This is a genomic window from Streptomyces celluloflavus (assembly GCA_000720995.1).
Taxonomy (GTDB): domain Bacteria; phylum Actinomycetota; class Actinomycetes; order Streptomycetales; family Streptomycetaceae; genus Streptomyces; species Streptomyces celluloflavus.
In genome coordinates this window covers 1-20,555 of sequence record JOEL01000013.1, presented here as the reverse complement: position 1 = coordinate 20,555, position 20,555 = coordinate 1, and the positions used below count along the sequence as shown (strand labels likewise).

Annotated in this window: 18 protein-coding genes and 1 pseudogene; 11 read left to right on the top strand and 8 right to left on the bottom strand. The window is 69.6% G+C overall.

What is annotated here, in order from left to right:
* Positions 1–117: 117 nt before the first annotated feature.
* The 7 genes from IH09_RS14155 to IH09_RS14125 all read left to right on the top strand — a co-directional run bounded on the left by IH09_RS14155 (position 118) and on the right by IH09_RS14125 (position 10,823).
* Positions 118–3,147, top strand: a complete 3,030-nt coding sequence (locus IH09_RS14155) for a glycoside hydrolase family 2 (RefSeq protein WP_052856584.1) — start codon at positions 118–120, stop codon at positions 3,145–3,147.
* The gene (locus IH09_RS14150; RefSeq protein WP_052856583.1) at positions 3,144–3,593 is read left to right on the top strand and encodes a hypothetical protein; all 450 of its coding nucleotides are present in this window, start codon (positions 3,144–3,146) and stop codon (positions 3,591–3,593) included. Before IH09_RS14155 ends, IH09_RS14150 begins: the two co-directional genes overlap by 4 nt.
* Positions 3,594–3,625: 32 nt before the next feature.
* Positions 3,626–5,158: an amino acid permease gene (locus IH09_RS14145; RefSeq protein WP_110952282.1), complete on the top strand. Its 1,533-nt coding sequence runs from the start codon at positions 3,626–3,628 to the stop codon at positions 5,156–5,158.
* 124 nt (positions 5,159–5,282) lie between these two features.
* Positions 5,283–6,335 (top strand): galactose-1-phosphate uridylyltransferase, encoded by a 1,053-nt coding sequence (galT, locus tag IH09_RS14140; RefSeq protein ID WP_052856582.1) that lies wholly within the window; start codon positions 5,283–5,285, stop codon positions 6,333–6,335.
* Positions 6,332–7,300 (top strand): UDP-glucose 4-epimerase GalE, encoded by a 969-nt coding sequence (gene galE / locus IH09_RS14135; RefSeq protein WP_052856581.1) that lies wholly within the window; start codon positions 6,332–6,334, stop codon positions 7,298–7,300. Before galT ends, galE begins: the two co-directional genes overlap by 4 nt.
* Positions 7,293–8,447: a galactokinase gene (galK, locus tag IH09_RS14130; protein WP_052856580.1), complete on the top strand. Its 1,155-nt coding sequence runs from the start codon at positions 7,293–7,295 to the stop codon at positions 8,445–8,447. The genes galE and galK overlap by 8 nt, the downstream gene beginning before the upstream one ends.
* 183 nt (positions 8,448–8,630) lie before the next feature.
* Positions 8,631–10,823 carry an MGH1-like glycoside hydrolase domain-containing protein gene (locus IH09_RS14125; RefSeq protein WP_052856579.1) on the top strand — a complete coding sequence of 731 codons (2,193 nt, stop codon included), beginning with the start codon at positions 8,631–8,633 and terminating at the stop codon, positions 10,821–10,823.
* Positions 10,824–12,027: 1,204 nt separating this feature from the next.
* Here IH09_RS14125 and IH09_RS39015 read toward each other — a convergent pair.
* Positions 12,028–12,267, bottom strand: a complete 240-nt coding sequence (locus tag IH09_RS39015; protein WP_052856578.1) for a hypothetical protein — start codon at positions 12,265–12,267, stop codon at positions 12,028–12,030.
* A 227-nt stretch (positions 12,268–12,494) separates the two neighbouring features.
* Here IH09_RS39015 and IH09_RS14115 point away from each other — a divergent pair, with 227 nt between their 5' ends.
* The gene (locus tag IH09_RS14115; protein ID WP_052856577.1) at positions 12,495–13,298 is read left to right on the top strand and encodes a DUF6042 family protein; all 804 of its coding nucleotides are present in this window, start codon (positions 12,495–12,497) and stop codon (positions 13,296–13,298) included.
* Complete coding sequence (locus tag IH09_RS14110; protein ID WP_052856576.1) at positions 13,291–13,854, top strand: P-loop NTPase family protein; 564 nt, start codon at positions 13,291–13,293, stop codon at positions 13,852–13,854. Before IH09_RS14115 ends, IH09_RS14110 begins: the two co-directional genes overlap by 8 nt.
* Positions 13,855–13,954: 100 nt before the next feature.
* Here IH09_RS14110 and IH09_RS14105 read toward each other — a convergent pair whose 3' ends face one another.
* Positions 13,955–14,893, bottom strand: a complete 939-nt coding sequence (locus tag IH09_RS14105) for a helix-turn-helix domain-containing protein (protein WP_190233285.1) — start codon at positions 14,891–14,893, stop codon at positions 13,955–13,957.
* 377 nt (positions 14,894–15,270) lie between these two features.
* On the opposite strand from IH09_RS14105, the gene IH09_RS14100 reads away from it, so the two are divergent.
* Positions 15,271–15,582 (top strand): SH3 domain-containing protein, encoded by a 312-nt coding sequence (locus IH09_RS14100; RefSeq protein ID WP_052856574.1) that lies wholly within the window; start codon positions 15,271–15,273, stop codon positions 15,580–15,582.
* A gap of 1,665 nt (positions 15,583–17,247) precedes the next feature.
* On the opposite strand, the gene IH09_RS14095 is transcribed toward IH09_RS14100, so the two are convergent.
* The 5 genes from IH09_RS14095 to IH09_RS14080 form a co-directional block, all read right to left on the bottom strand.
* Entirely contained in the window at positions 17,248–17,928 is a 681-nt protein-coding gene (locus tag IH09_RS14095; RefSeq protein WP_052856573.1) for a hypothetical protein, read from the bottom strand.
* A gap of 144 nt (positions 17,929–18,072) precedes the next feature.
* Entirely contained in the window at positions 18,073–18,393 is a 321-nt protein-coding gene (locus tag IH09_RS14090; RefSeq protein ID WP_052856572.1) for a hypothetical protein, read from the bottom strand.
* Positions 18,394–18,469: 76 nt separating this feature from the next.
* Positions 18,470–18,601: a hypothetical protein gene (locus IH09_RS40620; protein WP_404827262.1), complete on the bottom strand. Its 132-nt coding sequence runs from the start codon at positions 18,599–18,601 to the stop codon at positions 18,470–18,472.
* A gap of 162 nt (positions 18,602–18,763) precedes the next feature.
* On the bottom strand, positions 18,764–19,168 hold the full coding sequence (locus IH09_RS40615; RefSeq protein ID WP_190233284.1) for a recombinase family protein: 405 nt from the start codon (positions 19,166–19,168) through the stop codon (positions 18,764–18,766).
* A gap of 506 nt (positions 19,169–19,674) precedes the next feature.
* A complete protein-coding gene (locus IH09_RS14080; protein ID WP_052856570.1) occupies positions 19,675–19,875 on the bottom strand; it encodes a hypothetical protein in 201 nt (66 codons plus the stop codon).
* Positions 19,876–20,128: 253 nt separating this feature from the next.
* Here IH09_RS14080 and IH09_RS37085 point away from each other — a divergent pair, with 253 nt between their 5' ends.
* Entirely contained in the window at positions 20,129–20,353 is a 225-nt protein-coding gene (locus tag IH09_RS37085) for a hypothetical protein (RefSeq protein ID WP_110952279.1), read from the top strand.
* A gap of 21 nt (positions 20,354–20,374) precedes the next feature.
* Here IH09_RS37085 and IH09_RS37080 read toward each other — a convergent pair.
* A pseudogene (locus IH09_RS37080) lies at positions 20,375–20,443 on the bottom strand (PadR family transcriptional regulator); the annotation flags it as partial.
* Positions 20,444–20,555: the final 112 nt, after the last annotated feature.

Sequence of the window (20,555 nt, the reverse complement as noted above, 5' to 3'; positions counted from 1 at the left end):
GGACGGGCAGAGCTGTTGAGAGCCCAGTATCGCGCAGGCGGTCCACCACGCCGCTGCGGCCTCCGTCGCGTCTCGGGAGTGTTGCCCTCCCGAATGAAACCGGTTACATTCCGGAATATGCCTCTCCACTTCACGGATTCATCGTCCGCGGGTGCCTTCGATGCACATGACTGGGAGAACCCCGCCCTGACCGGTCGTCACCGGTTGCCCGCGCGGGCCTACTTCTTCGGCTACGACTCGGCTGAGCTCGCCGGGGCCATGGATCGTCGGTGCTCGCGCGGGTTCGTCGATCTCACCGGCGCGTGGCGGTTCCGGCTCTTCGACCATCCCGCGCGCGTCCCGGCGAAGGTGCTGGTGTCCCCGGCCGTCGGGTGGGACGTCGTCCGGGTGCCGCATCTGTGGCAGGTCGACGGGTACGGGCGGCTGCAGTACACCGACGAGGGCTATCCGTTCCCGGTCGACCCGCCCCGTGTGCCCGCGGAGAACCCGACCGGGGTGTACCAGCGCACGGTCGTCCTGCCCGAGGCCCCGCCCGGTGAGCGTGTCGTGCTGCGGTTCGACGGGGTCGAGAGCTACGCCGAGGTGTACTGGGACGGCGCCTACGTGGGGATGACCAAGGGGTCTCGTCTCAGCGCCGAGTTCGATGTGACGGACGTGGCCCATGCCGGCGTGAACCATCTGGTCGTCAAGGTGCTGCAGTACTCGGACGGCACCTACCTCGAGGACCAGGACATGTGGTGGGCGTCCGGGATCTTCCGCGACTGCTATCTGCTGACCCGGCCCAAGGCGCACCTCGCCGATTTCCATGTGCGTACGCACCGCCTCGCGGACGACCGCGCCGAGGTCGTTGTGTCGGTGAGCACCGTCGGGCGGCCCGAGGTCATCTGCGAGGTGTACGACGGCGAGCGCCTTGTGGCGTCCGCGCCGGTCGCGCCGGGCTCCGATGCCACGCTGGTCGTCGAGGGCGCGCGTTTCTGGAACCCCGAGGATCCGTACCTGTATGACATGCGTCTGATTGTGCGCGGTGGCGACGGGACCGTCGAACACGTTCCCCACCGGCTCGGTGTGGCCGAGGTGACGATCGTCGACGGCCGCCTGCTGCTGAACGGCGCGCCGTTCATGATGCATGGCGTCAACCGGCACGACCATGACGACCGCCGTGGGCGCGCTGTGGGCATGGCCCGGATCGAGCGCGACCTGCACCTGATGAAGCGGCACAACATCAACGCCGTGCGCACCGCGCACTATCCCAACGACCCTCGCTTCTACGAGCTGTGTGACCGGATCGGCCTGTTCGTGGTTGCCGAGACGGACCTGGAGACGCACGGCTTCGCGAATGTGGGCGACCTGTCCCGGCTCACGGACGACGAGAGGTGGCAGGCGGCGTACGTCGACCGGATCGAACGCCATGTGCTGGCGCAGCGCAACCACGCGTCGATCGTCATGTGGTCCCTCGGTAACGAGTCCGGGTACGGGCGCAACATCCCCGCCATGTACGGCCGCTGCACCGAGCTCGACCCCTCCCGTCCGGTGCACTATGAGGAGGACCGGGACGCCGAGGTCGTCGACGTCATCTCCACGATGTACTCCCGGGTCTCGCAGATGAACGACCTGGGTGAGCACCCCCATCCCAAGCCGCGCATCATCTGCGAGTACGGGCACGCGATGGGCAACGGTCCCGGCGGCCTCGCGGAGTACCAGCGGGTGTTCGAGACCTGGGACAGTATCCAGGGGCACTTCGTGTGGGAGTGGTGCGACCACGGCCTCGTCGCGACCGCGGACGACGGCCGCGAGTACCACGCCTATGGCGGCGACCACGGCGACGTCCCGAACAACGGCAGTTTCTGTATCGACGGCCTGGTCTTCCCGTGGCAGGAGCCGAGCCCCGGCCTCCTGGAGTACAAGCAGGTCATCTGCCCGGTGCGCGTCGCCTACGCGGACGGGGTGTGCACGGTGACCAACCGGCGGTGGTTCACCGGCCTGGGCGACGTCGTCGTCACTCTCGAGACGCTGCACGACGGGCGTGTGGTCGGCTCCCGCACGCTCACCCCCGGCCCCGTGCCGCCCGGCGGGTCGTGGAGCGAGTCCGTGCAGCTGGACGTCGCGGCGCACGGGGAGACGCACCTGACCGCGCGGGTGCTGTCCACCGCCGCTCACGCGTGGGCGGAGCCGATGCACGAACTGGGCCGCTACCAAGTCCTCGCCGCCGACCGTCCGCGCCGGCCGGCGAGCGCCGTACCCACGGGGGCTGTCACCGCCCGGGCCGAGGGCACCTCGCTCCTCGTGACGACCCCGGCCTCCGACCGGTTCACCGTCGACCTGCTGAGCGGCGGCCTGTCGTGGCACAGCCACGGGCGTGAACTCTTCCAGGAACCGCCCCGGGTCGGGTTCTGGAAGCCCCTCGTGGACAACCACCAGCAGGAGCACGACGAACTCTGGGCGCCACGGCTCCTGCCGCTCATGCAGACTTCGACGCGGGAGGTGTCCTGGCACGAGCGGGACGGCGCCGCCATCGTCACGGTCCGGTCCCGCATCGCGCCGCCCACCCTCGGCATCGCCATGCAGACCGTGCTCACGTGGACGCTGGCCGCCGACGGCGTGCGTCTGGCCGTCACCGGCGAGCCAGTCGGCGACTACCGCGACATCGTGCCGAGGATCGGACTGTCCTTCGCGGTGCCGGGCGACCTGCGGCGTGTCGACTGGTACGGGCTGGGGCCGGGCGAGAACTACCCGGACTCCCGCTCGGCCGCCACGGTCGGCCGCTGGCACAGCACGGTCGACGAGATGTTCACCCCGTACGTCGTGCCCCAGGACTGCGCCAACCGCGGGGAGGTGCGCTGGATGACCCTGACCGACCCGCACGGCGACGGCCTCGCGGTGCGCGCGGTGGACTCCGGCCCCTTCGCGTTCTCGGCCTGGCCCTACTCCGCGGCGGCGATCGACGCCGCGCGGCACCGCACCGACCTCGTGCCGCAGGACCGCGTGACGGTCAATGTCAACCACCGGGTGCTCGGCCTCGGGTCGAATTCCTGGGGCAGCGAGGTGCTGGACAGCTACCGGGTCCGCTTCGAACCGTTCCGCTTCGCACTCGACCTGCGGGCCGTGTCCGCGACCGCACCCCACCACACCGAAGGGCTCGCAGCGTGAGGATCTTCCGCGACCGCGCCCACCTCGAAGAGGTCCTCGGCGGCGTGACCAAGTGGGAACGGACACTCGGGGCGCTGCGGGCCGGCGGACGGCACCTTGGCGTCATGTACTCGGTCGGCGACTCCCTCACCACGATGCGGGCCCGCACCACCGCGTTCGCCACGGACGACCTCGTCGCACGACGGCGCTATCAGTGCGTGCTGTCCCCCGTGGACGGGGACGCCGCGGTCGAGGTCGCCCCCGTGGCCACGCTCGCCCCGGCCGGCCCGTACAGCGACCTCACCGACCGGCGCTACCTGTGCGGCGACGCTCGACGGCACACGATCCGCCGCGGGGCCGTCCTCGTCATCGGCCCCGACGAGGCAGTTCGTGTCCTGCCCGTCCCCGACACGACGGTGACCGTCGCCTACGTGACCGTCGAGGGCGCCACGTTCCCCAACAAGTAGCCGAATTTCCCCCTCACCAACGGAGGCATTCAATGACGAATCGCCGTTCGATCGGTGCGGTGATCCTGTTCAGCATGATCATCGCGGCGGTGTTCAATTTCCGTAATGTGATCAACAACTATGTGTCGATCGGCACGCTCGCCGCCCCGATCTTCCTGATCGCCACGATCCTCTACTTCGTGCCCTTCACCCTCGTAATCGCCGAGATGGTGAGCCTCAACCGCAGCGCGGAGTCTGGCGTCTACCAGTGGGTGAGGTCGTCTCTGGGGGGCCGGTGGGCGTTCTTCACCGCCTTCTGCTACTGGTTCGTGAACCTCTTCTACTTCATCTCCCTGCTGCCCATCGTCCTGGTGTACGCGGGCTACATGATCCTGGGCGAGGAGTGGACCATTCAGCCCTGGCTCATCGCGGTGCTGTCCGTGGCGATCTTCGTCGTCGCCACGTGGGTCTCCACGAAGGGTGCCCGCTGGATCGGCACCGTCACATCCTTCGGGTCCACTCTCATGCTGGTCATGGCGATACTGTTCATCGTCGCCGCGGTGGGTGCGCTCCTCGGCGGCATCACCCCCGCCAATGACCTCTCTCCCGGCGGGATGCGCCTCGACCCGAACTCCGGCCTCACCGCCTGGGCATTCCTGGGCACCCTGGCGTGGATCATCCAGGCCGTCGGCGGCGCCGAGTCGATCGGCGTCTACCTGAACGACCTCAAGGGCGGCGTGCGGGCCTTCGCGCGCACGATCATCGTGGCCGGGGTCGCGATCGGCCTGCTCTACGCGCTCGGCACGTGGCTGATGGGCGTGTTCGTGGAGAAGAGCAGCGTGTCGTACAGCAACGGCATCTTCGTGACCATGCAGGCGGCGGCCGGGCACTTCGGCCTGCCGGGCGACGTGGTCGTGCGGGTCGTCGGCCTCATCATGCTGGTCGCGACCCTGGGCGGCCTGCTGATCTGGACCTCGGCACCGGTGAAGGTCTTCTTCTCCGAGATCCCCGACGGGATCTTCGGCCGGCGCGTCGGGGCGCGCAACCAGCAGGGCGTGCCCGTGGTGGGGGCCTGGATCCAGTTCGCCATCGTCGTACCCCTGCTGTTCATCCCGACCCTCGGCGCAGGCAGCTCGATCAATGACCTGCTGAAGATCGTCACCAACATGACGGCCGCCACCGCCCTGCTCCCCCCGGCCCTCATCCTCATCGCCTACCTGGTGCTGCGGGTCCGGTTCGAGGACACCGTGCGTGAGTTCCGGTTCGGCTCCCGGCGTGTGGGCCTGGCCATGTCCGTCTTCCTCCTGACGGTGTTCTCGGTCGCCTTCGTGGCCGCGACATTCCCCGAGGGACAGGCGCTGTGGCTCACGCTGGCCTACAACGTGGGCGGCGTCGCCATCTTCCTCGGCGCCGCGCTGCTGTGGTATCAGCGCTACCTGCGCCGCCTGCGCGCCCTCTCGCCCCAGGAGGCCGCGGCCGAACTCGCCCCGACTGCCCCACTGCGCTCACAGGAGAACACCCTGGCGCTCCAGGCGGACAGGGACGCCCAGGGACCACGCGCACAGGACCCGGTCGCCCCGGCGTAGGGCTCCGGCGAACAGCGGCGCGGTCTTGGCTGGTCATCGCGTGAACGCACGGCCGAGACCGCGGTAGATCCCGGCGGGCGGAATGAAGATCACGGCTTGTTCTGTTGGATGCTGGAGGATACAGGTGAAGAAGACGTCGACCCGGCTCGCCGACGGTCGTGAACTGCTCTACTACGACTCCCGGAACGACCTCGTACGGGACGCGGTGGACCCGCGCCCCCTCGACCCCGTCTCCACCGCCTCCGAGGTCCGCCGCGACCCGCTGCTCGGCGACGCGGTGGCCATCGCCTCCCACCGGCAGGCGCGCACCTACCATCCGCCGGCCGACGAGTGCCCGCTCTGCCCGTCCCGGGACGGCCGGCACAGCGAGATCCCGGCGGACGACTACGACGTGGCCGTCTTCGAGAACCGCTTCCCCTCCCTCGCGGGCGCCTCCGGCCGCTGCGAGGTCGTCTGCTTCACCTCCGACCACGACGCCTCCTTCGCCGACCTCGACGAGGCGCAGGCCGCCCTCGTCCTGGAGGCTTGGACCGACCGCACCGCCGAACTCTGCGAACTCCCGCAGGTCGAGCAGGTGTTCTGCTTCGAGAACCGGGGCGCCGAGATTGGTGTCACCCTCGGCCACCCGCACGGCCAGATCTACGGCTACCCCTTCACCACCCCGCGCACCGCCCTGATGCTCCGCTCGCTCGCCGAGCACCAGGAGCGCACCGGCCGCAACCTGTTTGACGACGTGGTCGCCGGTGAACTCGCCGACGGCGCCCGGGTGGTCCTCGAAGGGGAGTACTGGGCCGCGTTCGTGCCCTACGCCGCGCACTGGCCCTACGAGGTGCACCTCTACCCCAAGAAGCGCGTCCCCGACCTGCGGGCGCTCGGCGAGGACGCCCGCACAGAGTTCCCCCAGATGTATCTGGAACTCCTGCGGCGCTTCGACCGGATCTTCGGCCCCGACGAGCCGCCGACCCCGTACATCGCCGCCTGGCACCAGGCGCCGGTGCGCGGCGTAGGGGCGGTCCACCGGGGTGAATTCGCGCTGCATCTTGAGCTTTTCACCATCCGCCGCACATCCGGCAAGCTGAAGTTCCTCGCCGGGTCCGAATCCGGTATGGGCGTGTTCATCAACGACGTGCCGCCGGAGACAGCGGCCGAGCGACTGCGAGAGGTAGCGAGCGAGTGAGCAAGTACCTGGTGACGGGCGGCGCGGGCTACGTGGGCAGCGTGGTCGCCGCCCACCTGCTGGAGGCGGGACACGCGGTGACCGTCCTCGACGACCTCTCCACCGGCTTCCGGGCGGCTGTCCCCGCGGGCGCGGAGTTCATCGGGGGCCGCGTCCAGGACGCGGCCCGCTGGCTCGACGCCTCCTTCGATGCGGTGCTGCACTTCGCGGCGTTCTCGCAGGTCGGCGAGTCGGTGGCGAACCCCGGGAAGTACTGGGCGAACAACGTGAGCGGCTCGATGGCGCTGCTGTCGGCGATGCGCGGCGCCGGGGTGCGGACCCTGGTGTTCTCCTCCACCGCCGCCACCTACGGCGAACCCGCGTCCGCGCTGCTCACCGAGACCGACCCGACCGCCCCGACCAGCCCGTACGGCGCCACCAAGCTGGCCGTCGACCACATGATCAGCAACGAGGCGAAGGCCCACGGGCTGGCCGCGGTGTCGCTGCGCTACTTCAACGTGGCGGGCGCCTACGGCGACAGCGGCGAGCGCCACGACCCCGAGTCGCACCTGATCCCGCTGATCCTCCAAGTCGCCCTCGGCGAACGGGGCTCGATCTCCGTGTTCGGCGACGACTACCCGACCCCGGACGGCACCTGCGTACGCGACTACATCCATGTCGCCGACCTCGCCGAGGCCCACCTCCTCGCCCTGACGGCCGCCACCGCGGGCGAGCACCTCATCTGCAACCTCGGCAACGGCAACGGCTTCTCGGTCCGCGAAGTCATCGATACCGTACGCAAGGTGACTGGCCATCAGATCCCCGAGAGGGCCGCACCGCGCCGTGCGGGCGACCCGGCCGTCCTGGTGGCGTCCGCCGTGCGCGCCCACGAGCGGCTCGGCTGGCAGCCCTCGCGCGCCGACCTCGCGGGCATCATCGCCGACGCGTGGGCGTTCGCCCGCCGGGCGGAGGTGCCCGGTGCGTGAGGCGAAGGCCGTCGCCGACGGATTCCACGAGCTGTACGGGACGGCGCCCGACGGGGTCTGGGCGGCGCCCGGACGGGTCAACCTGATCGGCGAGTACACCGACTTCAATGAGGGCTTCGTGATGCCCCTCGCGCTGCCGCACACCGCCGTCGCGGCCGCCTCCAAACGCACCGACGGGCTGCTGCGGCTCCACTCGGCCGACCTCGCCGGCCCCGTCGTGGAACTCCGCGTCGACGAGCTCACCCCCCGCGCCGACGCCGGCTGGGCCGCCTACCCGGCCGGCGTGGTGTGGGCGCTGCGGCAGGCCGGGCACCCGGTGACCGGCGCCGACGTGCACCTGGCGTCGACCGTGCCGACCGGGGCGGGCCTGTCCTCCTCGGCCGCCCTTGAGGTCGTCACCGCGCTCGCCCTGCGCGACCTGTTCGAACTCCCGCTCGCGCCGTCCGAGATGGCGGCGCTCGCGCAGAAGGCCGAGAACGACTTCGTCGGAGTGCCCTGCGGGATCATGGACCAGACGGCGTCGGCGTGCTGCACGGCGGGCCACGTCCTGCACCTGGACACCCGCGACCTGGCCATGACCCAGATCCCCTTCGACCTGCCCGCGCACGGCCTCGCCCTGCTCGTCGTCGACACCCGGGTCAAGCACGCGCTGGGCGACGGCGCCTACGCCGCGCGCCGCGTCGCCTGCGAGCGGGGTGCGCGGGAGCTGGGGGTACGTTCCCTGCGCGAACTCCCGTACGCGGGACTGCCGGACGCGCTGGCCAAGCTCTCCTCGCCGGTGGTGCGCGACTGCGTACGGCACGTGGTGAGCGACAACGAGCGGGTGCGCCGGGTGGTGAACCTCCTCGCCGCGGGCGATGTGAGGGCGGTGGGCCCACAGCTCACCGAGGGGCACGCCTCGCTCCGCGACGACCTGCGGGTCTCCTGCGCCGAACTCGACTTGGCCGTGGAGACGGCGGGCGCGGCGGGCGCGCTCGGCGCCCGGATGACCGGCGGCGGCTTCGGCGGCTCGGCGGTCGTGCTCCTGGAAGCCGGGGCGCGCGAGCCGGTCACCGGGGCGATCGGCAAGGCCTTCGCCGCCGCCGGGCATCCGGAGCCCGGCGTCTTCGAGGCGACCCCCTCGCGCGGCGCCCGCCGACTCAGCTGAGCGGCCCGGTCAGGAGGCACTCGGTCACCCCTGATGAGGCACCACCGCGAAGGATCTGGCGATGATCTGGACTCCAGCCCCAGCGCTGCCCCGCTGGCGGTCCGGCATGCGCAGACCGGATCAGGCCCGCTCAGCACATCCTCATGTCAGAACCCCATAACCACGCAGAGATCTAGGTAAACCATGAACTCTCGTCACCACGCCCTTGCGGCCGTCTTGGTATCCGGCACGCTGCTCGCCGGAGTGACGGTGGTACCGGCTGCCTCCGCCGCCTCTTCGGCGGAGCCGCTCAGGCACCGCCAGGAGTACGAGTACGCGAACATCCTGGACAGAACCGGCTCGCCCGAGGCTGCCCTGCCCGGCGTCAGCGGGGACAACAACCCGATCAACGTGTTCGCGGACCGGGGAGCCTGGCACGCCTACGCCCTCCCCGAACCGGGTGAGCCAGCCACATACGGCGGATTCACCGGCCCCCTCTATATCGCCCAGGAGTACCCCTGGTGGCTGAGCAAGACGTTCAGCCGCATGCAGCTCACCGAGTCGGGCACAGTACTGAACCTATCTGCCGGCGGCAAGCCGACCTTCACCTCGGAGCCGGGCAAACTGCTCCAGTCGTACAACCTCGGGGACGGGCTGCGTCTGAAGATGGAACTGCGCTTCTCCTCGCAGCGGACCGCGCTGGTGCGGGCCGAGGTGCGCAACACCGGACACAGGCCCCGCACGCTCGGCGCGGGCTGGACCGGTTCGCTGCTGCGGCCGGAAAAGGCTCCGATGAAGGACGCGCCGCAACTGCGCGGGACCACGGACGGTGTGCGGGTCGATTTCGCGAAGGTGCGCGAGACCTGGGAGTACATGACCGACGGCACCGAGCGCTTCGAGATCGTCCACAAGAACCAGGTCCGTACAACCGTCGACGGTGACATGTACCGCTCCGAGGCCCTATCGCCCATCACCCTGCATCCCGGGCGCAGCTATACCTTCGACTGGGCCGAGTCGTTCACTTTCACCGAGGCCGAGCGCAGGCGGGAGGCCCCGGAGGTGCAGGCCGCACTCGCCAGGCCGGAAGCCACGTCCGCCGCGGCGGACAAACGGTGGGAGCGCTACGTCAAGGCAGCGACGCACGGCGTCCCGGACCACCAGCGCCGCACGGCCGTGAAGGCGGTCGAAACGCTGATCGGCAACTGGCGCAGCGCGGCTGGGCGGATCAAACACGACGGCATCAGCCCGTCGATCTCCTACAAGGGCTTCACCGGCGGCCTGTGGGCATGGGACACCTGGAAGCAGGCCGTGGGCACGGTCAAGTTCGAGCCGGAGCTGGCAAAGAGCCAGATCCGGGCGATGTTCGACTACCAGATCAAGCCCGACTCCACGGTCCGCCCCCAGGACGTCGGCATGATCCCCGACGTCATCTACTACAACGACCTGTCCCAGGGCGGCGGTAACTGGAACGAGCGCAACTCCAAGCCCCCGCTGGCCGCATGGGCGGTATGGGAGGTCTACGAGAAGACGGGCGATCACGATTTCCTTCGCGAGATGTACCCGAAGCTGGAGGCGTACCAGGCCTGGTGGTATCGCACCCGTGACCACGACCACAACGGTCTGGTCGAGTACGGCGCGACGGTCGACCCACTGAACGCCACCCCCGAAGACCAGCGGCTGGCGGCGGCCTGGGAGAGCGGCATGGACAACGCGCCGCGCTATGACAAGGAACTCGGCACGAAGACGGTCCCCAACAAGGACCGCGACGGCAAGGTCGTCGGCTACTCCGTCAACCAGGAGTCGGTCGACCTGAACTCCTACATGGCTGCCGACCAGGGCTACCTGGCGCGGATGGCAAAGGTGCTGAAGAAGTCCCGCGACGCCAAGAAGTGGGAGGAGACGTCCGAGGCGACCCACCGGGCCGTCCGGGAGCAGATGTACGACCCGGTGACGGGCTGGTTCTACGACAAGGCGCTGGGCGGCAACAAGCTGCTGACCGAGCGCGGCCGGGGCATCGAGGGCGCGGTGCCGCTGTGGACCGAATCGGCGACGCAGGAGCAGGCGAAGGCGGTCCGGGCGAAGCTGATGAACCCGGAGGAGTTCAACACGAAGGTACCGTTCCCAACGGTGTCGAAGAGTTCCCCGTACTTCAGCGCGACGCGCTACTGGCGCGGCCCGGTCTGGCTGGACCAGGCCTACTACGCGCTGAAAGGCCTGCAAAACTACGGGTACAAGAAAGACGCGAGGACGCTGCAGACCAAGCTTCTGTCCAACGTCGCAGGCCTGTCCGGCAACGGTCCGATCCATGAGAACTACAACCCGCTGAACGGGGACGGGATGAACGCCCCGAACTTCAGCTGGTCCTCAGCCCTGATCCTCGACCTGCTGAGCAACTGACGACCGCGCTCCGGGAGCCCGGTAAGGACGAGTGGACGACGTCCAAGGCTGATGGTCTGCATGTGATTGTCAGTTGCTGATCGTCACTGTGATGTCAGTGGAGAACCCGGCTTGAACAGGGACAAGCCGCTGACATGCTCCGCCGATTACTTATGACACGAGTGACTGCGATCTCTCGGTTTCGGGACAGTGGTGTGAGAGACAGTCGGGTGTTGGTGTGTTGTTGCTGGTCGGTAGTGGTTTCGGGGTGTCAGGTCGCTGTCTTGGGGGTGAGAGATCGGTGTGGGATCGCTGTCCTGGGCGTTTGTCGCATGTGGGGTGATGCTGTCTCAGTTTCGTGAGTTCTGATCCGCGGGCCGGCGGGGGTTGGTGTGCTCAACAGGTGGATCAGGAAGCACAGGACCTGGCCTCGGAGGGGTCGGGTGGCGGGCCGGGCGGGGCTTTGCCTGCTGTGTCGGTGCGGGCGTTGCGGGGGCCGGCGGTTCGCCGCCTGCTGGCTCTGCGCGGGGAGGGGAAGCCCACTACGGGGCATGTTCGGGTGGCGGCGGACGCTTTGGGGGTGCGGGATCGGGCGGTGTGGCGGTGGCTGGCTGCCGCCGGGGGAGCGGGCCCCTACCGCGGGCGGTTCTTGGTCACTGACGAGGTTCGGGCTCTGCTCGGGCTGTGGAAGGGGAACGTCGCTGCTGTCCACCGTGAGTTGACCGCTCGCGCGGCCAGGGGCGAGGGTGATCTGCCGCCGTCGGTTCCGACGCTGCATCGGGCGATCCGGCGTGATCTGACTGCGGGGGAGCGGGCGGGGCTTGACGGTGGTGAGCGTGCAGCCCGGAAGCACGATGTGTTCCTGGCCCGGCCTCGGGGGTGGCGGAACCAGGTCTGGGAAGCCGATCACGTCCAGGCCCCGGTCCTGGTTGATGTCGAGGGCGCCGTCCGTCGGCCGTGGATCGCCTGGTTCGTGGACTGCGCGTCGAACACGATCACGGGTGTGGCCATTACGCCCAGGCATCCGTCGCGGGAGTCGGTCCTGGCCGCGCTGCGCGCGGCGGTGGTACGTGAGGAGCCGTTCGGGCCGCAGGGCGGTCTCCCGGATGAGGTACGCGTGGACCGGGGCAACCAATTCCGTACCGGCCGGGCACGCGGTGCTGTCGGTCACCTCGGTGGGGGGAAGTGCGCCGCCCGTTCTCGTAGACCTGCGCGGATTACTGGGTCAGGGGTTCTCGTACAGCTCCTCGCTCAGGACGCTCTGCGCGATCTGTCCGATGAGGTCACGCCGCGTGGCACCCACGGTCGGCGCGGGGTAGCCGGCCGGCAGCTCACGCTCCACCGCATCCACTATGTCATTGATCGTGAACGTCACCCGGGTGTCTACCGCGAGGTGGGCGATGTTCTTGGTTACACGCTCCGTGCGAGCGAACAGATCGTGAGTCGTCAGAGAGTGAATGGTCATGTACAGAGGGGTAGTTGGTGCCCGCCGCTCCTGATCGACCGGCGCTTCTTGGGCCCGGCGGAGAGTGGACTGCAGGTCCTGGAGGGCCGCACACGCGTCGGTGTGGCCGTCTCCGCGAGCAGCTGCGCGTCGCCCCGACCATCAGGCATGGGTGGGGCGTCTGTGAGAGTGTGCCCCGCTTGCTGCGTACGCTGCGAGCATCGAGGTGTTTTCGAGAAGGGCTGCGGATGGCTGAGAACCCGTCTGTGCCCGGCCCACGCCGGGACATGGCGATGCACAACGACTGGTTCGTTTCGGGCTGGGACCACGTCCTGCCCCGCCAGGGCTTCCCGCTGACCATGCTGATCGGGACCGCGTGCCAGCCCGGCTTCACCGGCTCACTGGACGACCTGGTGCAAGAGATCTTCGATGGCCACTGGGACATGATCGGCGGCGACCTCGACGGCGCTCTCACGTTCTCCTGGCCCGATGAGAAGTGGGACTACGAGGCCGCGCCGGAAGGCCGCGAGGCGTGCGAGGCGGCCCGCTGGGAGCAGTTCGGCGCCATGCTGACGGCCGCCGGCTACCCGGTGCCCAAGACAGTGCGGGACCTGTCCGAGCTCTACCTGACGTGGGGCCTGGCCGGCCGCGAGGAGACCCCGGACGGCACCCGGTGGTCCATGCCCGCCGCGCTCCCGCTGCCCGGCGACCTACTGCCCCTGGACGCCGAACTCACCAAGCGCCTCGACGGGATCCGCTGGACGATGCGCACCGGCCCGCTCGTCAACACCCTCATCAACCACCTGGTCGACGATCTGGGTGAACCGGAAGAGACTCTCACCTCCCTGGACCGCCTGGCGGCCGCCACCGGACAGGACGTCGACGACGTCCGACTCGCCCTCGCGGAGCTCGTGGAGTCCGGCGACGCCCACGTCCAGCGCGGCCAAGAGCCGGCCGACGCGGAGCGCCTGGAGACCCACCGCCGCTTCCGCCTGGTCATGAACTGGGACCACTTCCACGAGCACCGCATCCAGCTGAGCATCCGTGACTGAGGCAGCGCACGAAACCGTGGGGACCAGGGACACGCGCTTGATCGTGGTCCGCGGCAACAGTGCCTCGGGCAAGTCCTCCGTCGCGGTCGGCCTGCGCGAGAAGTTCGGCCGCAACCTCGCCATCGTCGGCCAGGACAACCTCCGCCGGATCGTGCTGCGCGAACGCGACCGGCCCGGCGGTGCCAACATCGGCCTGATCGACCTCACCACCCGCTACGCCCTGGGCAACGGCTTCCACGTCGTCGTCGAAGGCATCCTGTACGCCGACCGCTACGGCACCATGCTCCGGGACCTGGTGCGCGCTCACCGGGGTGTCTCGCGGTGCTACTACCTCGACGTGCCGTACGCGGAGACGGTGCGGCGGCATGCGACGAAGCCGGATGCTGAGTACCTCCGGCACGTCACCCCCGATCACCTCAGCGACTGGTACCGAGAGAAGGACCTGCTGCCCGACGCCCTGGAGACCGTCATCGACGCGGACAGCACCCTGGACGACACGATCAGGCGGATCCTCCGCGAGAGCGGCCTGGACCAAGTCCTGCCGGTCGACCGCTGAGAGGCACCGAGACCCGTACCCAGCCTGGGAATGTCGAGGCAGTGCTGAAGGCTCTGCCGTCAGCGCTGCCCGCTGGGCGAACCGCCGACCGTCCGCGGTCTCAGGACGGCATGGTGACGGGCCTGCCCGTGACCGTTCGGCGAACTGGGCCACGGCACCCAGCAGTGCGCGGAGGGGCATCAACCAGCCATGCGTATCGCGGACGTGACCACTCGCCATCGGTGAGGGCGACCACCGGTTGGGAAGATGCCCCGGTCTCTTGGCTGCCGAGCGTCCGGTGGTCTGTGAGCTGGCTTGGGGGACAGCCGGTCAGTGCGCGGAAGTCGTGGTTGAGGTGGGCCTGGTCGCTGTAGCCGCACAGGTAGGCGATCTCCGATAATGATCGGGTCTCGCCGGGGGTGCTGAGCATGCTTGCTGCGTGTTTGAAGCGCCATACCCGTGCGACAGTCTTGGGTGGCAAGCCCACCTGCTCGCTGAAGCGCCGTTCCAAGTGCCGTCGGCTGCAGCCGAGTTCGCGCGCCAGCTCGCCGATCGGCAGCCGGCCGACGGTCTGCCGTAGCCGTTGCCAGGCGTGGACGACGAGGGTGTCCGGCGTGCGGCCGTACTGGAGCCAGTGGCCCAGTGTCCGGTCCAGCATGGTGAACCGGGCCTCCCATGTCGGGGCCCGTCGTAGCTGCTCCTGTAGCCACCAGGCCCGGTCGCCGAGCAGGTCGGCCAGGTCCGTAATGGTGTTGGACAGCTCGCGCAGCGCGACCCCGAGCATGGTGTACGCGCCGTGCGGCGTCAGACCGACCCCCACACCGTTGGGTGGGCCGGTGTGCTCCACCAGCGTGGGATGGTCGTGCAGGCCGATGACACACAGCGGGGACGCATTCAGCGCACCGGCCGGCCCCAGTTGCCGGGAACCCGCGCCGAATGCGAGCACCAGCATGACCGTTCCCACCGGCAGGATGCGCTGGACCTCCGGGAGCGCGGCTTCGGTCCCGAACCCGACGTACCCCAGCACACTGCCGGCCAACGCGGCCCCGGGAACGCCCACCGCGATCACCCCCGACCGCCCCGGGCTCCTGCCGGCCTCCTGCCCCACCTGACGCGGCCGCGCGGCACTACCAGCCGCCCGCCGACACCATGCACCGGAAGACGGAACCTGCTGACCGGCGAAAGACACTTCCATACCTCCTGGGAGAAATGCCCTGACAACCCACGACGAGCATGACGACAGCAGGTCAACGAACGCTATACGCACCATGCCCGCACGCTCTTTTCGGTCGTGCTCAGCCCTGTCGCATTCTTCCAAGGCAGGTGCGCCCCGCCGGTCTAGCGTCGTAGTCAACGGCAGGCGACTGCTATCAGGACCGTCGAGACCACGGTCACGAGCTGCCGACATCCACCACCCATCCCGAAGAAGGAGAAGGCATGCGCAAGATCGCGCTGGCCCTGAGCGCGGCCGGCCTCGCGCTCGGCCTCGCCGCTGCGGCTCCGGCCGCCGCTCAGCCGGTGCCGCCGAAGACGATCTCCGCGCCGCAGGCCAAGCTGGCCGCGGTGTGCACGGTGAACGACAACGGGGTCAACTTCCGAGGCGGCCCCGGCTCGCAGTACCCGGTGCTGGGGAAGGTGAACAAGGGCCAGAACATGAACCGCCGCGGCAACACCGGTGACTGGATCATGGGTGACCTGTGGGGCGGCCCGACAGGTGTGTGGATCTACACCGCCTACCTGGACTGCTGACCAGCCCCTGAGATCGCCGAGGCGGTGCCCCGTTACCGGCCGTGGGTCGGCAACGGGGCACCGCCGCGAAATCCTGCCGCTGGAGACCTGAGGCGCAGCATCAGCAACCAGCACGAAGTGACATCACCCCACCGGATGTGGCCACGTGGCTTTGTAGGGGAGTTTCCGTTCTCACCTACAGAGCCGGCCCCGCCTTCGTGGATGTTCGGCGCCCTACAGCGCCAACTTCGCTTGGCCCGCCCGCTGGCGGATTGCCGGGACCGGCGGCAGCCGCCGCGGGCGTCGACCCGATGCCGTTTGCTCCGGCCCGAGTGGGCTGTCGGGGGCGGCCGGCCACGCCAGGTGCCTCGTGTCGGCAGACGGCATGCCCCCGGGCTCTTGGGGCCTGGGGCCCGGTCGGGCAGGGGAGCCGGCCGGAGGTACCGGTTGTTCCCGTAGGCTCGCGCTCCGCTGTGCCGTGGTGGGTTGACGCGGTGGCAGGTCAGGGATCACGCCGGTCGCCAAGCTGGTACGGATCTCGCGGACGGATGGTCCCGGGGTGCCGTGCAGTTCGGCACCCCGGCCGCCCACCGGCCCGCGCCCGGGGCGCTCCCGGACTTTGCCCCGCCTCGACCGACACCCCCGAAGCCCCTGGCCGCGGTCCTCCCGCAGCCGGGGACCTCGTCGTGTTCGGGACCGGTGCCCCACCCGCAGGGACTGTGACGGGGACCGTGCGCGGCGCGAAACCGCACGACAACGGGTGAAGCACATGCAGAGAACGTGCGGACCTTACTGTCTGCAGAGCACCAAGAACGAGCAGTACGGGAGCGTTAAGGGTGCGCGAGGACTGCCCCCGGGAGCGCGGAGGCGCGCCGATGCAGCCGCCCGGCCGTCCCGGCGCCGCGGACACCGCTGCTGTCCACCGCGCCGCCGGCCTGACCACGTCACGAGCGCCCTCGCTCTGCCCTGGACGGCCCGTCCCGCGGGACCGATACCTCGCGGCGTCTCCACAGCGGCTGGAAGGCAGCCCTACGCCTCCCGTGCGCGCCTTGGACGGGGCAGCCACGAGAAGGTCATGACCAACTGTCGTATCCGTCGTCCGCCTGCCAGCCGTCGGGCGGGGGCGAGTACGGCGAGCACGTGCCGCACCCGGAGCAGGTCCACCGCCCGTGCAGGCCATGCACCTCGGCCCCACAGCCTGAGCACCGGTGCAACGTGTAGTACAGCTCACTGCCTGCCTGTTCCGCTTCGGCGTCCGCGCCCTGGAAGCTGCCGCTCATCCGGTCGTCCCGCAGTTGTTGCAGGACCAGCCACCGTCCGGCCCCTGTATGACTTGCGCCCCGCAGTTCGTGCAGTGCATAGCCGCCTCTCCGAATCGTCCGCGTCAGACCCCCAGTGTCCAACCTGTCCAGGCGCCTGCACCAGTGAGGCCCATACCCCCGGTGTAGGGCACTCCATTCTTAAAGGTCAGCTCTCCGTCCGGGGTGATGGGCATGTACGTGTTCGTGTCCATGCCTCGTCCAACGAGAACGGCGGCTTGCCCGTAGCGCCGGTTTCTACCGGCGCCCGTCATGTCGCCGACCGCCGACAGCCCATGTCGCCGGTGAGTGTCGGGCGCAGGGTAGATGTCACTGGCAGCGCAGGGTTGTTGTCAGTGGCGTTGTCGTCGGTCGATGCTGTCCCGGTTTACAGCCTGGCTTTCGCAAGACACGAGACGCTCCGCGCGCCGTGAGGCAGCTCGGGCGGTCTGGTCTCACTGCCGTGGTGCGCCGGCTCATCAGACTGCTCGCCTGCCCGACGGCGCCGAGCGTAGGCGATGCTGAGAGCGGCGACCAGGGGCCCCCAGACCAGGAGGGGGGCATAGCAGATGTCCATGATCACGCCCGCCGTACCGTGCGGGAAGTCGGGGTTGTCCAGCGGCCCTCTTGGCACCAGCGTGACCGCCGCGCACAGCCCCGTCACCGCAATGGCGCCCGCCGCGGCAGGTATGACCATCGCCAGCGGCGGGATGCGGCGGCCGCCCAACCGCGGAACCCAGCATGGGACCCGCTCGCCCCAAGGCTTCACCAGGCCAAGCGTCAGGCAGGCGGCCGCTTGCGAGGCCACCGACAGGATCAGCACGTAGACCATGATGGAGGTGCCCGTGTACATCGAACCGAGTCGGCCGGTGAAACCGACATCCACTCCGAACCCGAGGGCGAGCCGCCATACGCACGAGGGCACTGTGCAAAGCACGGTCGCCCAGGCCGCCCGGACCGCCCAGCGAGGGGCGGCAATCTGGGCATTCGACGACGGGAACTGACAGGACATCACGGACTCCGGTGAGGCGATGCGAACCGACCGCTTCACGATGTCACCACCCAGCACACAGCGTCATCATCCGACAAGCCGCGACCGCTCCCCCACGCGGGCGACCCGAACCTCAACCCCCAGGGTGATTTCCAAGTCGGGGTGATCTTGTAGGTGCGCTGGTCACGAAGCTCCGGCTCGCCCCGCCGGCGCCATAGCTGTTCAGCCTTCGTGGTCGTTGCGGATGTCGTTGGCGCTGCCCCTCTGCCCCTCTGCCCCTCTGCTTCTCTGCCTCTCAGCAGCGAGCTCACGTGGAGCGTCCAGCGGGGAGACACGAGCGGCGGTGTGGTCGACGGCCATCTCCAGGACCCACGTCCGTGCGTCTCCGGGCCCCTCTACGTCTTCCGCGTGCAGGTTCAGCCCGCGGATCTGCGCCGTCGGGTGGTCCTTCATCCAGTCCCCGGCGGCATGAAGAACGCCGGATTCCTCGGTGCCTGTGAAGGCGACGATCTCGACGTGCTGGGTGATGCTGCGCTTCGCCACCGGCCCGCGGTGAAAGCCGCGGTCGCGGCCGCCGGTTATCCGGGGACCTGCTGGTTGTCGTCGCTACTCATGCTGGTCAGTCTCCCTGGGGATCACGGGCGGTTTCGTTGGACGCCGTCGCTTCGTCGCTTCGTCGCTTCGTCGCTTCGTTGTACGAGGCGAGGGTGCGGTACAGGGTGGAGCGGCTGGCGTCGAGGTGCGCGGCGATGGCGGAGACGGACTCCTTCGCGGCGCGGCGGCGCGGCGGCGCAGGGCGACGGCGAGATGTCGCCGTCGACGGCCGGCGGGCGACCGCCGTGTTTGCCGTTCGCCGCGGCGGTGTCCAGGCCGACGAGGGCTCGTTCGCGGATGAACTCCCGCTCGACCTCGGCTATCGCTGCGAAGACGACGAAGAGGACCTTGCCCGCGCCGTGCGGGTCGTAGGGGCCGGCGAGGGGCCGGTGCGGATCTCCAGGCGGTGGCCGCGCTCGGCGGGGTCCTGCGCGCTGGTGATGAGCTCGACCATGTGGCGGCCGAGGCGGTCGAGCATGGTGACGGTGAGGGTGTCGGCCGGGCGGAGGTCCGCGAGGGCGGCGTTGTATTCGGGCCGGATCTTCTCGCGGGTGCCGGCCTTCTCGACGTAGATGCGGACGCAGTCGGCTTCCTTGAGGGCGCGCGGACCTGCCCGGCGAGGTCCTGGCCCTTGCTGGACACATGGGCGACATCCGGACCGGCGTCCGCGCGTCCGTAGGGGAGGCCGGGCAGGATGGTGGGCCGGGATCGGCCCGGGAGTCATGAGGGCCGGTTTCGTCGTGGGCCGGGGTTGCGCGTGTAATGCGTGCAGAGGCGTGCACGTGCACGCCTCTGCACGCATTGGCCGCTCGGTCGGGGCCGCGGGGCTGTCCGGGGGTTGCCCGGCCGGACAACCCCCGGACAACCTCTGGACTGCGTGGACAACCGGGACAACCTCCGGCGCCCACCCCCGGCTCAGCCGACTGCCCGGGGGCCGACGAGCGGCGGGCGGGGGCGGCGTTCGGGTCCCTGGCTGCCGCTCAGCGGCTTTTGATGGTCCGGGTGGTGGGCGCCGGGGCTCGCCCGGATTCCCACTTACTCACTCACTCACTCACTTCCCGGGTCAAAGTCCCCGGTCAGGTGCCGGTGAGGGGGCCAAGCCCGGCTTGGCCGGGCCGGTAGGAGGTAAGTAACTCGGGCGGGGCGTCGGCAACCGGCGGCAACCTCCCGGACAACCTCCGGCGCCCCCAGGGAGGCGCTCCCGCCCCGCCGGGTGGGCGGGCGGCAGGGTCATGACCAGCTGTCGTATCCGTCGTCCGCCTGCCAGCCGTCGGGCGGGGGCGAGTACGGCGAGCACGTGCCGCACGCGGAGCAGGTCCACCGCCCGTGCAGGCCGTGTACCTCGGAACCGCAGCTTGAGCACCGGTGCGTGGTGTAGTACAGCTCGCTGTCCGCCTGCCCGACTTCGGTGTCCTCGGTTCCTTGCGTCATCCGGCTGTCCCGCAGTTGTTGCAGGACCAGCTGCCGTCCGGCCCCTGTATGACCTGCGCCCCGCAGTTCGTGCAGTGCACGGCCGCCTCCCTCGTTTGCGTCAGACCCCCAGTCTCCACCTGCCCAGCGCCACGCGCACCGGGCACCTGCGGTGACCCGACGCGCGCCATGCCGTCAGTCGGTCGCTCGGGGGCGAGGGGGCGGCGGGCGGGGCGGGGTGGTCCGCTGTGTTGGCGGCCGGGGTGGGTGCGGGGTGGCTGGCACCCCCACCCGCAAGCGCGGCGCCGAACTTCTCTACCGCGTCGGCGACATCAAGAAGTGGGCGTGCAACAGGCCCCGCGCCGCCTCCGGCACCCGACCTGGACTGACCGCCCCGGGCCCCGGCATCCGCGAACCGGCCCTGTCCGGTTCGGCCGACACGATCCCCTCGTCCTGGAGAACACCAGGCACAGCACAGAAAAGGAACACCGCACCATGACGAACACGATCGCGCTCCCAGCAGCTGGTAGCCGTGCGCCCGTCCGTGCTGGCGGACCGCGCCGAGAACCAGTAGCCGGATCGCTGACATGGGCATCCCCCTTCTAGACGCAATACCGGTGATTTAGGTGGCTTTCCGGCTGGTGGGTCTGGTCTTGGTCGGTCCGACCAGTGTCACGCGGGGAGTGCTCGGTCGGGGCGGA